Annotated in this window: 8 protein-coding genes (1 of these 8 only partly in view); all 8 read right to left on the bottom strand. The window is 47.8% G+C overall.

The window, feature by feature from the left end:
- On the bottom strand, nucleotides 1-216 hold the start of the coding sequence (locus K9N57_16995; GenBank protein ID MCF7805880.1) for a metallophosphoesterase. 888 nt of this gene lie to the left of the window's left edge; the window shows 216 of its 1,104 coding nt (coding positions 1-216); the start codon lies at nucleotides 214-216; the stop codon falls past the left edge of the window.
- 85 nt (nucleotides 217-301) lie between these two features.
- Nucleotides 302-631, bottom strand: coding sequence for a T9SS type A sorting domain-containing protein (locus K9N57_16990; GenBank protein ID MCF7805879.1), 330 nt, complete (start codon nucleotides 629-631; stop codon nucleotides 302-304).
- 35 nt (nucleotides 632-666) lie between these two features.
- Nucleotides 667-1,230: a hypothetical protein gene (locus K9N57_16985; GenBank protein MCF7805878.1), complete on the bottom strand. Its 564-nt coding sequence runs from the start codon at nucleotides 1,228-1,230 to the stop codon at nucleotides 667-669.
- 10 nt (nucleotides 1,231-1,240) lie between these two features.
- Entirely contained in the window at nucleotides 1,241-3,460 is a 2,220-nt protein-coding gene (locus K9N57_16980) for a zinc-dependent metalloprotease (protein MCF7805877.1), read from the bottom strand.
- Between the two features lie 200 nt (nucleotides 3,461-3,660).
- Nucleotides 3,661-6,828: a T9SS type A sorting domain-containing protein gene (locus tag K9N57_16975; GenBank protein ID MCF7805876.1), complete on the bottom strand. Its 3,168-nt coding sequence runs from the start codon at nucleotides 6,826-6,828 to the stop codon at nucleotides 3,661-3,663.
- 118 nt (nucleotides 6,829-6,946) lie between these two features.
- Nucleotides 6,947-7,858 (bottom strand): hypothetical protein, encoded by a 912-nt coding sequence (locus tag K9N57_16970; protein ID MCF7805875.1) that lies wholly within the window; start codon nucleotides 7,856-7,858, stop codon nucleotides 6,947-6,949.
- A gap of 36 nt (nucleotides 7,859-7,894) precedes the next feature.
- Nucleotides 7,895-12,181 carry a T9SS type A sorting domain-containing protein gene (locus K9N57_16965; GenBank protein ID MCF7805874.1) on the bottom strand — a complete coding sequence of 1,429 codons (4,287 nt, stop codon included), beginning with the start codon at nucleotides 12,179-12,181 and terminating at the stop codon, nucleotides 7,895-7,897.
- A gap of 58 nt (nucleotides 12,182-12,239) precedes the next feature.
- Nucleotides 12,240-13,238, bottom strand: a complete 999-nt coding sequence (locus K9N57_16960) for a PorV/PorQ family protein (protein ID MCF7805873.1) — start codon at nucleotides 13,236-13,238, stop codon at nucleotides 12,240-12,242.
- Nucleotides 13,239-13,291 lie beyond the last annotated feature (53 nt).

Here is a 13,291-nt window from a genome sequence, read left to right as displayed (position 1 = left end):
CACCTGATTTAAAAACCAATCCACGGCCGGGTCCCAGCGTGGCCACGGGTTCGGGACATCAAAATTGAAAAAATCCGGGAAACTGACGAAAGCCCAGTCATCCGACTTCAGGTCTTCTGCCATCTCCTGTGCAACAGGCTGTTCCGCGAACGCAGCATAGGAGAAAAGCAGGAGACTCAATGCCGCAAACACAATACTTCGTCTCGTCGGTTTCATATTGAAGCCTTCCTTTTAGTTGTTCAAGCCGAAAAGGTAATGAAACTGGGCGGAAATATTTTTTAAAGAAAGGGGTAATTTAATCTTATTTCAGAGACGTCATCTTCCGGGTGCGCTGCTCGTTCAATGCAGACAGTTCGAGCCAGTAGATCCCGCTGGGGAGCTGCTCCTTTGCTACGCTCCATGTCCATTTGTGCCGCCCGGCATCCATTAATCCAAAATGCTTTTCCAGCACGGGCTGCCCTCTGACGTTGAATATCCGGAGCCTGACATTTGATTGCTCCGGAAGGTTCCAGGTGATTGTCGTACTGGGATTAAACGGGTTCGGATAGTTTGCCTCCAGCGAAAATCCGCCGGGGAGTTCTTCTGAGGCAAGTATCCCAACATCGGGATCAGGGAATTTCCACTTTCTAATTCTAGTTTAATATCTTACTGACACTGGTTGCCGCACTATTTAATATCGCGGATCCGACGGAATAAGTCTGTTTTTTCAAACCGGTTTTCCTGATTAGACCCTGAGGATTTGGCCGTCCCGTCAGTATCCATCATGCGGACTTTCCCGGACGCGTTTCGAAACACTGTCTGTCCATCCTTTTCGGTGGCCAGGAACAGTCCCAAGGAAAACGAGTGAATTTTATACACATTCTCGTCGTCGGTTTTCCGCAGAAAGAGTACTACCTCTTCATTATCTCTGAGATATCGCAACCCGTTGACTCTAGCCTCATCCGGGCCTACCTTCCCTCCGAGTTCGCGGACCACAACCGTTGTACCTAGTCCCTCTCCCCGAAGCACCTCCGAAATCCTGATGGCATTATAAGTGTAGATATTCCGACCGGTGGCATCCCATTGGGAGAACTGGTCTGTCACCGTTCCATACACCACCAGGTCCGATTCTGTAGTCACTTCCTCCACTGTAGCCTCGGCGATGGTTAGTCCGGTTGCCATTCCCGGATAACCGAGAGTCAGCAGAAAAACCGTATAGCCTGCTAGGATACTTATTATAAATTTTCTCATGATTTTTACCCTATTTCAACAACATTAATTTCTGAATACGTCGTTTCTTTGCAGCTGTTAACTCCAGCCAGTAAATCCCGCTAGAGAGGTTCTGGTTCTGGTTGCTACTAATGTCCCATGTCCACTTATGCTGCCCCGGTTCCATTGTACCAAGTTGCTTTTGCAGGACTATCTGTCCCCTGATGTTGTAAACCCGGATCATGACATCGGAAGGCGCCGGAAGATTCCAGGTAATCGTAGTACTCGGGTTAAACGGATTGGGGTAGTTGGGCATCATGGTAAACCCGTCGGGAATTTCCGCAGCTGGATCATCTTCAATCGCTGTTGGAATACTGATATCAAACCATTGATCAATTCGCTGGAGCAAATCCGCTGAGTTTAGCTGCCACTTGGGGTCAAATTGAATCATCTCATAAATTGAAAAGGGCGCTACCACTACCTTGAGGCTATCACCTTCATGATATACCAACCCCGGTCCCCCATCATTTTCATATTCTAACGCGACCGTATTAGGGTATCCTGCCAGTGTGTCGAGTACTGCCTGATTTGAAGCGTTCTCGGACAGTGAAACCTGCTCATATTCGAACTTACCCCACTTCCTCGTCAACGCATTATCCACCGGTGTCTTCATATTCCGTTTATTCGTATAGCTGCTTCCGTCTATTTGTATTCCAAGGTCCAGGAAATTTGTATTCCAAAACAGCCGGCTGGCAATATCGTTTCCCGCGAGCAGGATATTCCCGATCTTTTCGGCATTATTTTGCAGATAACTTTTCCATTCATTATTCAAATAGGTACCGTTTTCCGTCTCGGAAATTAAAAATAGCTTCATCGGCCGCTTAAAGCGCCAAAATTGATTCGATGGGGGCAGGCTATCCTCCATCACACTCACATCCCAGTAGTGATATCTATATCCCGATGTATCCAATATGGTGGTATACTCTATATCACTTGTACTGCTCTTCGCACCCGAAATCACCAGAACCTGTGCCGGCGTCACCGGCAAGTCATAGGAAGAATCCGGCACGATGGTCACCGAATCGTACCAGGTAGATGCCCAGGGATATTCCGGCACTAAATGGACATCATACTGCCCCGGAGGCAGATTGACAGAACCCGATTTTTCCTGTTCGAGTGAAAGGACGGAAGTCGGCGCCGGTGACGGATCACCGATGCCGTAGAACTCGGCTGTCCCGTGTAACCGGGATCCCGAACTGCTGTCTTGCATACTGACCTGAATCCGTTGCCATGGCTTCGGTTCCAGAACAACATCAGTCTGAATAATTTCCGGTCCAACGATATCATTGGCCGGTTGGAAATCTACGGTGATGGTATCACCGGTATATCCGAAGGCATTCACAATCAGCTGAAATGACGGATCATCCACAGTTAAAAACCGTTCACCCATCGCATCTGTCAGCACTGAATCACCAACCAGGTAACCCGGGCACTGCATAATATCATACGGGCCAGGAATAGATTCCGGTTCAATTGTAAAAATCCCTGTAGCTCCGACGAGCTCAATCTCCGCATACGGGATCTCCGCTCCGGAGGTATCGTTCACAGCCACCCATAATTCCCACTCCGGATATAACTCGATGGCAGCGGCAATATCCTGCGCATGAAGTGTTCTGCCATTTATATCTCCGGGAGCAACCCCACCAGCCATGGTGGCATCCGGATATTCATCACCACATCCTGGCGGGCTGCCAAATTCGGTAAAATGCCCCATTCCCATATGATGACCTAGTTCGTGCGTAATCGTTGATTGGAGGTCAATAAAATCACTTTCACCATTATATGCCGGTGGAAATTCCCGTGCGTTCCAGATAAGGTCAGATTCGAGGGAACGGAAGGTATCCGACTCTGAGGTAAAAGTAAGTGAGAATGCGATAGTATTTGTGCCTGTTTCAAAATTTCCGCCTTCGCCTGCATCAAAATAGACAAGATTGGTATCATCTCGGGCGACCTCAAATACACCGGTCTCCCCGCCGTAATCAAATTCAAAGAAACTTCCGGGTATGTCATTCCAGGTGTTGGCTCCCTGCTGAATATGGATATAATAATCGTCCTTGGTATTCTGATTTATGTGGTAAATAAACGGCAAGTCCTCTGTGAGGTATATCCGGTATTCCTTATCACTGTTACTGAAGACGCAAAAGGCCAGGATAATACCGCCAAACAGGAACAGGACGAGGCCGATCATATTGTAAGAGAATTTTTTCAACATGGATTTTCCGCTATTTATATGTGAGTACACATCTATATAATGAACGCTCGAAGATAAAACCTTGAATTAGATGAGGCAAACAGAATTTATTTGCATCAGGATTTATATCATTTCCTCCATAAAATACAAAGGGACGGGTAAAACCCGCCCCCTTGTAATACTACCGGTGCATATAATTATGCACTGTACAGATCAAAACGCTATTTCATGAGTACCATCTTTTTCACGTTATTGTAGTTTTCCGTCTGGATACTGTAGAAATAGACACCACTGGCCAGCTGCATACTGGAGTTATCTTTCGCCGTCCAATTGACCGTATACTGTCCAGCGCTCTGATGGGTATTTACGAGCGTAGCCACCTTCTGACCGAGCATATTGTATACACTCAGAGTCACATGGCCATCAGCCGGAATGGTATATGTGATGTTGGTTGTCGGATTAAACGGATTCGGATAATTCTGTTCCAGCGAGAACTGCATAGGCTGGTTACCCGCAACATCCTTCACTCCCGTGTAGGTGTCGCTTTCTTCCGGTCCGAAAAGACCGTTGGCGCCTGTGGCAGCAGCGTCATCTGCAAACCAGGCCATGGCGTTATCAATCAGCGCCTTTCGATTCGAGGAATCAATGGCACCGAAGATAAACGGCACGAAGACTGTCTTGTAGGTTCCGCTGTTATTGAATACGCCGGTATAGGCTGTATAGTTGGAACCGTCATACCCGCCAACCGGGACTGTTCTGTCTGTATAATTTGCCTGGCCAAGCGGTATTACCAACGAATCTCTGGGAATTCCGTCAGTCAGCGCATTACCGCTGAGTCCCTCAACATAGTCAATCATCGAACCATCTGATTCGATCAGCTCAACGCCGAGGTAATCGTACAGAAAATGCCCGGCTTCCAGTGTGACAAATCCTGGCCAATCGTAATAGGTTCCGGCCCATTCGTCACTGGCGAAGAACAAGTTCCCACCGCCATCCAGGAACGCCTTCAACGCATTGTCTGCGGATCCGGCATCGAGCGAACCCGAACCGGCATAATCACCTGCCCAGATTATCGTGGTATGGGCACTGGTGTTAAAGACAGTCGCATCCGGCATACCGTAACTCGGTACGCTGTATACGTCTGCATCGGCAGGTAGTACCTGGTTCCAGAAGGATCCAAAATAGCTAAAGTATCCGCCCATATCATCGACAAACAGGACGTTATTGTCGGCATTACCCTTCCAAAACGACAGTGCCGGAGTATTGGCATCCGGATCAGTACTTACTAGTCCGCCGGCATCTTCTGCTTCCACATAATAGGAAACAAATGTTTCATCAGTCTGCGACGGAATGTCTCCGGAGAAGGTTCCGTTACCGTCATCGCTCATGGCAACATCGTTCCAGGTCGTACCGCCATCAATGGTGTATTTCAGTGTCGCGGTAATCGCGTCACCGTTATAATCCACGATGTCGGCAGAGACTGTCCACGGACCGTCACCATAGGTTGCGGTGGTATTCCCGGCAACATTGCTAATCTGCGGCGGTGAAGCTACACCAAATTCACCAAGGACCGCATTCATCAGGTCGGTAAAAGCGGCACCCGGAACAATCGCGCCTTCAGCGGTGGTATCGACGTTCGCTTCCGCCATGAATCCGAGATAAATCGTAGTTCCGCCACCGTCGGTCGTATTTTGGACACCGTAGTTCCGAGAGTCATTCGACCCCAGGAAAATACCGGTTCCATTACCTGCATCTACAGGATCGGACCAGTTATTACCGGCAATATCCCAGATAGCAAAACCGCCTTCAACACTATACTCTGAAATTGCTGACGCGATTCCATCGATACCGGTAAAGACACTGTCAGCGTCTTCGGGATCATTCGTATATGAGCCCAGTCCGAGATAATCGTAGGCAAAGTCATCAGGGGAGAAATTCCCTGTTTCCGGTAGACCATGGGCATAGAAATAATCCTGATCGGAATAGAACAAATTACCACCACCATCCAGGAACGTTGCATAACCCGGATCCTCTTCATCGAGTGCCGGGATAGTTCCAGCACCCCAGCCAAAGAGAATGATGTTATTCCATCCGTAATTGATGACAGAAGCATCGATGCCGTTTTCGGCGCCCGGATCGGCATTCCATGTCTCGTATACGATACCGTTGTTGTCTAACACGTCAAAATACACGGAGGACCGGTCAACGCCACCGTCCATGATTACGAGCACATCGGCATCGGGATTCGAGGGCTGTTTGACCGTAAACGATTTCGCATCACTTGACGCGTACAGGCCCTGATTATCAGTCGCATCTACCCAGTAGGCAATTTCACTGCCTACGGAGAAGTCCAACCCGCTGATTTCGGCTTCATACCAACCGTTGCCACTGGTTTCAACGTCATACTCAGTGAAACTGGCCTGGTCAACTTCCACCGTATCAGTGCCATCAGTTGCATAGAAGGTGATAGCATCGTCACTGGTAATCGCCGTGCCATCCTCGTCAACATCATCAAATAATCTGAACCGTGCTGTGAACGGACCGGAGGTATTGTATGTGTTCGGGAGCTGATTTACGGTAAATGCAATCGGAGCACCCCATGGATAAGTCACGTAAACTGCCATGCTGACGTCGACAGCATCCGAATACCGTCCCCACTGGCCGTCTGTCCAGGGACCGCCGAACCATGTATAGGTAATCGGTGCCTGGTCGCCATCAGCCAGTGGCTGTGGTGTTTCTCCACCTTTGACAAATCCAATCACAAACGGTTCGGTGGTAAATTCGGTATCGCTTCCAACCTGGAAGTTCCCGATATCGTCGGGCATACGCTGATACATACCGTATTCAGGTACGTTACCCGGTGTATACGGTGCAAGGAGCTCACCAATAGGCGAACCGTCAAAATCACCACGTGCGATCTGTCCGACTTCTCCATTAGGTGAGACCGCCTTTGCCGCTTCCGAATACTTTGCGGCAAACGCAGTATAATTCCCAGCGGTAAACCAGGACGTCTCAACAAATTTGACAGAGCACGGGGCGGCAGGCGTAAAGACAACCGCAAAGGTATCACCGGCAGCACCACTACCGAGATAAAATTCCGCCACACCGTCGGTGTGGTCCAGTGTCCACAGTGTTGATGCGGAATTGGAACTCTGGAGCATCAAATTGTTTGACTCCTGAGGCGCCTTAAATGGTACAATTTCCAAACCATTTTTGGCTTTTTTCTTATTAATCTGCTGCACAGAGACTTCCCCCTGTGCCGGGGTTAAAACATGGTATTGGTCGCTCCTGTCAGCGGAGAGAGTTTTCTCTTTCGGGCTGGCTGCAAATGCCACCGCGGAAAAGAGGAAAACCCCAACCACAGTCAACGACAATAGCTTGGTTTTCATTCTGGTTCCTCCTGCTTTGTTGTGTAGTAGATTTAGTGTGCTATAGATAAAACTTACCAATTAAATGAACTGCACCCCCTTTCATCTCAAAGAAGATTACAAAAATTCCCCATTGAAATTAGTGATTTTCCTCACGTAACCGGACTACTTCCCCCATAAGGGTATCTAAAAATTTTCCATAATCCGGGGCATGGACATATGACACATCGAGTGCTTGGTCGGCAGCCGGTAATGGATTTCCGAAAATAGTTGTCGTTGTACCCCCCTGAACAAAATCGATGATTTCATAGGACCTGGTTGTACCATTCTCCGTCAGTTCCACAGACTGTACCGTCACCAGATCTTTTCCCTGCAATTCAAACTGTGCTGTTCCGTTTGGCAAATCCCGAGTATTCGACCTGATGGTCGCATCGTTAACCGTTTCTTCGGAAACCACCGAGGAAAAATCCGCATTGGAATCTACGGAAAGAACATCATAGTATGCCTGTTCAAAATCCTTCATATGGAAGCTACCTAACGCACGAACAAGGTAAATATCATCTATGGTCACAGAATTGTCAAAATGAAATTCAAAATCCGGGGCATTATCAATGACCGTCGTAGCAGAATTAACCGAATTCTCATATCGCTTCATGGCTAGATACGTTATCGCCAACCCCGCATTTGAGCTGTATGTCAACATATCGGCATTATCCGGGTCAAAAATAGCGTAGGCTATTGTTTTCTGGAAATTCGATACGGCTTGCTCCAGATCCCCCACCTGGAGGCTGACATAGGCTAATCCCAAATAGATCTGCGGTACGGATGCATCGCGTTCACTCGCCTGGAAGAAATTATCATAGGCTGTGTTATAGTCACCGCTGATATAATTCTCCCAACCCGACTGAAGTAAATTCTCAACGTTCGGGGCCGGTTCTGACAGATAATCAGGCTTGGACCCGTCATCACAGGACGTCATCACCAAGAGTACCCCTATTGCCAACAGCAGGGTGGTAATCCGCTTAATGTGTAGTGAATTGTGAAGTCTCATATGTGTACTTCTCCTCAACTGATTCCTAAAATATATTTATCGTAAATACACCATTTTTTTGTGCGCCGTAAATTCAGGAGTTCGAATCCTGATAAAATACACCCCCGAACTCACCTTCCGGCCAAAATCGTTCGTGGCATCCCAGGATATCCTATGATATCCAGCCGCCTGTGATTTATTTACCAGGGTCGCAATCCGCTGCCCCAACAAGTTATACACAGATATGTTGACTACGGTCTCTTCCGCAAGTCCATACTTAATCTGGGTGATCGGGTTAAACGGATTCGGATAGTTCTGGTACAGGGCAAATTTTGCCGGAATTTGTAATTCTTCTGGTGTGTCCGGATGGGCTCCGGATTTCAGGACAAAATACCCGAGATTTTTTGTTTTGGTCCTTATTGTATTCGTCGCGGGATCAATTTCGCCACCGATATATTCCCACGCTCCTTTGTGCAGATAATACACACCGATCTTTCCGGGGTCTTCTATATTTGTATCGTAGGCCAAGGAGACTTCCGCTGGTTTGTGCAATTCAAGGTTCACCGGCCCAAAGAAAAACGGGTCAGAAACGGTTTTGACCTGTTTATCCGCTTCGCCGGCATTGGGTTGCACGAATTTCGCTGGGGCAAAAGAGACATCTGTCTTTAAAGTCGTGGCTGTCAAGAATGTCTCTTCCGCTGATTCACCTGCCAGGTTCATCGTTCCATTTTCGTCAGGAATGCTGATAGACACCGCACGTTGTCCGTCGTATTTCATTGCGGTGATTTCCAGTGACTCGCCTCCGGCAGAGTTGCCGGACAAATCCTGCCCAAAAAACCGGAAATCGTAGGTGTATTCCGCATCGTAGGTAAATTCGTACGCTCCCTGATACACAACAGAAGTCTGGCCCTGACTGAAAAGTTTATCCATCACGATAGTCTGAATGTTCCGGACTTCGCCGGCCAGCGTATCGGCATCACTCCAGATTTCCACCCGGGGCCCCTCAACACCAAAACCGTCATAAATCCGGTGTTCGGAAATGACATAGAGGTTCAGATACCGGTTGTTTGTGGGAATTTGCGTGGCCAGAAAGTCTGCATAGGACGGCGGCGATGTGGAATTTGAAATCACAAAATCATAGGTGCTTGCCGCCGGAGCATCGTCGGTCTTTCCGACAATTAAAAATGCCAGTCCGGCGCTTTCATCCGCAGTCACCGGTTCATCAGCAGTCCCATTGTCAAACACATATCCCTCTTCACTGACCGGTACGGTTCCAACACCATCTTCCGTGGAATTGTCAACCGGTGTTACGGCGAAATCCGGATCCATCTGTTCCAGATACGTGCTCCGTAACATGACCTTATTCAAAGAAAATTGACTGTCATCCCGGCCGTTAAACTGGAATTGACCGTCGGCATCCAATAACGGAGATTTGGGGACAGGATTCCCCTGCAAATCAAGGGAATAGGCGATATTAGCATAAAAATTAAACGACCACGGCTGAATCCCTGACTGTGAATACGGCCCGGGACTCGATTCGCTCCAGTTTAATGGAGTGGCATTTTTGTTAACCGGGGCATTGTCTAACGCCAAATTTTCGATTGAGTACAAACCATTATACACATCATTCTCATGGGGTAAATCAAGGAAGCACGCTACGCTGTAATCGCCATACACCTGTTCAATTGTCTTGGTAACGCCAAACGTATTCAGCGCATCACTAACGGCCTTGATACCGACAGAATCACTCTGAGCAATTTCTCCGAGGAGATCGAAGCCGCCATATTTCTCATACAGGTACAGATGGAATGCAAACGCATTGATTTCATCTGACCGGGTTTTCAGTGATCCCTCAATGTATGTTAACTGGTTTTGCGACGGGGTATTGATTGCTCCGCCGTATAACGAATATTCACCATCCAGTATGCCAAATTCCGCCATCGTTGCCAGGCCTTCACGGATCCACCGCTCCTGGTCCGGCCGATTTTGAATAAGCACCATTTTAACGAATTCATTAGTAATCGCATTAAGCCCGGTGCCGAATTCACCGTCGGTCATCGTCTGTGGATTACAGTCAAGATAAATGAGATCGGATTCATTGGAATACTGATATTCCTGGACCATTAGGGTATCCTGGCCGGTATAAAATCCGTGGACATATAAGTCGGAGTTGGTATCGTTCCGCCCCAGATCGTATTCATCCAGGATGTCGGAGAACAATACATTAATAAACGGATCTCCATCGGTATCCTTCGGTTCCAACCCATATGTAGTTGTTACAAAATTATAGATACCACTGTCTGCTTCACTCTCAAACCTGGCTATCAGCGTATCCACATCCTGTTGGGTGACATTCCCTTCCAGCCACTGGGCATTGCTCACATAGACCCTTAACTTGTCTCCAACTCCCCGAATCGAGGCCGGATATAGCGAGGGCGCCGGTGCAAATGCCTCAAAACTGCGTACCCAGAATTCCCGACCGTATCCGACTGCAATTTCTTCGCCGGCAGCATTCAGTAACCCTGAGGTCACGTCGGTTTGGCTCTGTGCCGCCACTCCATCCAGATTGGCAAAAATCCCGTTACCGTAACTCACGGATAAATCCACCTGATTCGCCACAGGCAGATTCGCGAGGCTCAGACTTTCTTCTGTTTCACTATCCACATATAACGCAACACTATGCGGTTCAGGATTCGCTACGCTGTCAATTCCCGTAACAGATACGCCTCCAACTTCCACATCACCCGAGCTCAGTTCCGACGCCAGAGCGGTTTCCTTGTCAAACATAAAACTAGCAACACCATTCCGCATATCGTAGAAAAATTCGACGAGATTCGGTGCAGTTGCATCAGCAGTGTAAATCAGCGGCAAGGTGTCATCAACATCAACCTGAAGATTGCCATTCCCATCCACCAAATCAAATGCGCTAAATTCATCTACAACCAAATGTAAACTGCCGGATTTATCCGCACTGCTATTTGATTCCAAGGTAAATGCATCACGGTCGCCCAGCGTTATTGCAAGTGTCTGCAGAGCATTTTCCCGGTTCACCTCCACCGGCTCATTTAGTGTCAGAGTGTCATTAGCAGCTGAATTGACAATATGAAATCCTTCATAAATGATATTTGTATTCATGCGCTGCGTAAAATTCACTTTAAGTGTATTGGTTTCCGCATCATAGCGCACTGTGTCTGTGACGGTCGGTGTCCCGGCATTTAGTGTATCCACGAAGGTACCCGGGACTTCGGAAGCGTTATTCCCGTTGTCTTCCTGATCCTGAATAGTGAAGGCTTCAACGGCAACCGTAAAACCGGCCGCTCCCCGTAACAGGTTTTCCACGTTTCTCTGGTCCTCTCGAATCAAGGTAATCGTGGCAGTGGAATCTCTATATTGCTCTGACTTGTTGCCTTTCAGGAGATACGAATCACCACCGGCATTAAATGTCACTCTGTTTCCGATAACGGTACCAAACTGTACCGTTCTGTTAAAGTCCATCGCCAGCGTATTTTTCTGATTATTGTACCTAGCCGCGTTCAGGTTAAAGGACGCTGCGGTATCCGGCGTCGCAGCGACACCGACCCCTTCAATTGCAGGAACAGCCCGGTAAAAGGTATCGACAAATGCCCACTTGGGTCCGTTAATGACCAGGGAGTTCAGGTCCAGTTGCTCAACTGCCTGGGCCAGTCGGGAATTCAGGTCCATCTGAATTGTATCATTGTCGCTTGTCTGAAAAATATCCACAGACCCCTGAAACGGTACACTACCGGCCCCATCTCCGATGGTCAAAGACAGCTCGCCCACCATTGAGACTAATACAGGTCGATTAAAGACCAAATCCACCTGATTCAGATACGCATCGTAGGCAGCACTTTCCAAGGAAGTACGTCCTGAATATTCGGCATAACTCACCATCACCGAGTCAACAAGGGATACTGGATCAGAATAGGTAATACTGTCAGCTGCAAGGAAGGCCCCGCTTTCTGCAATAATCTGCAGATTACCGGTATCCAGAGATTCAAAATCTTTTAGCAGTGCAACACTTCCACCGGACACCAGGTCAATCACCACCTGATTGGTGACGCCTTCTGTAACCACCTGCGCGGTATCCAGATGGATATTGGGTGTCTGCCCACCAAAGTCGTCATCAATCTCTATAAGGCCCAGTAGAGAATGTTCTGCATAGACCTGGGAGCCAAAGGTTAAGGTGATCGAATGTGATTCGGCAGAATAGCTTGCCTGCGTGAGCTCTGGCGCATTTTGACCGAATAAATTATTTGCAGTCAACATTGTCAGCGAAAACACAAGTGCTGCTGCAAACGTAAAATAAGTTCTGGTTTTATTCATAACGTGGCCCATAAAGTCAATATCCTCCATATAATACAGTAATTGCACGCTGCTCAATTTAGTAAGTCATACCAATGGTAAACTGATTGACGTTGTCTAAGACGCCGAAATCAGAATACGAATAATCAACCTGGAAGTTGGCTATATTTACGCCAAGGCCCAGCGTCAATCCTGCCGTATCATGATTGGTAATATACCCTCCACGAATTGCCAGTGTATTTAAAAAATTATACTCGCCGCCAAGATTAATTCGTTCATAACTGTCATTCGGGTGGACGGCATCTGCAGACAGGGTAATTTGATGCGTCGGATTCGCCTGGAAGATATCATAAGCTAACCCCACTTTAAACGTCAGGGGCATATGAAACGGTGAATATCCCTCTTTTTCTGGAAGTGGCGTTCCGTTATTATAGTCAATATAATCGCCGTCAAACTCCAAATCCGGTCCGAAATTCCGAACGAGCATTCCGAGCCGCAGGGAGCGGAAACCCGTGTAGTACAGCGTACTTAAGTCAAATGCCACGGCAGAGGCTTTTAAATCCGCAAGCGTTTCCTGGATATATTTAAAATTCCCTCCGAAAGTAAATTTATCAGTAAGTGCGCGGGAATACGTAACTCCTAACATGACATCCGATGCGGAGAACATTTCCCCGGTACCTTCCGGTTGATACACGGTGGTTTCTTCCATCTCCCCGGTATTCAGGTAGGAAAAACTCAATCCAAAGGTTCCTACATTATGCACTGGAAAGGAAACCGCTCCCGCTCCATACGAAATATCGGCAATATACTGAACATAGGTCCCGACAAAACTCATCCCCTCACCAAAGGCCAGAGCCGACGGATTCCAAAATGTGGCTGAGGCATCAGTCGCGCCAACAGCTGTATAGGCATCTCCCATGGCCACACCGCGTGCCCCCATTCCGATATCAAGAAAATGGGCGCCGGACGTCCCGACTTTGGCAAAATCTTGTCCGTTAGATATAGGGGCAGTCATCAAAATAAAGGTGACTACTCCGGTGACAATGGCTATAAACGAGAGCATTCGTTTTTTAAACATTAGTAGCATCTCCCAAATCGTTTTTGCAAACTCAAACATTTTCATGGATATAA

This window comes from Candidatus Neomarinimicrobiota bacterium (assembly GCA_021734025.1).
Lineage (GTDB): Bacteria > Fidelibacterota > JAANXI01 > JAANXI01 > JAANXI01 > JAANXI01.
This window is presented reverse-complemented; position numbering and strand designations above follow the sequence as displayed.

What these genes read in the sequence shown, in the direction of transcription:
- K9N57_16985 (MCF7805878.1), bottom strand. Translation starts at nt 1,230, where the DNA reads ATGAGAAAATTTATAATAAGTATCCTAGCAGGCTATACGGTTTTTCTG.
- K9N57_16965 (MCF7805874.1), bottom strand. Translation starts at nt 12,181, where the DNA reads ATGAATAAAACCAGAACTTATTTTACGTTTGCAGCAGCACTTGTGTTT.
- K9N57_16980 (MCF7805877.1), bottom strand. Translation starts at nt 3,460, where the DNA reads ATGTTGAAAAAATTCTCTTACAATATGATCGGCCTCGTCCTGTTCCTG.
- K9N57_16970 (MCF7805875.1), bottom strand. Translation starts at nt 7,858, where the DNA reads ATGAGACTTCACAATTCACTACACATTAAGCGGATTACCACCCTGCTG.
- K9N57_16975 (MCF7805876.1), bottom strand. Translation starts at nt 6,828, where the DNA reads ATGAAAACCAAGCTATTGTCGTTGACTGTGGTTGGGGTTTTCCTCTTT.
- K9N57_16960 (MCF7805873.1), bottom strand. Translation starts at nt 13,238, where the DNA reads ATGTTTAAAAAACGAATGCTCTCGTTTATAGCCATTGTCACCGGAGTA.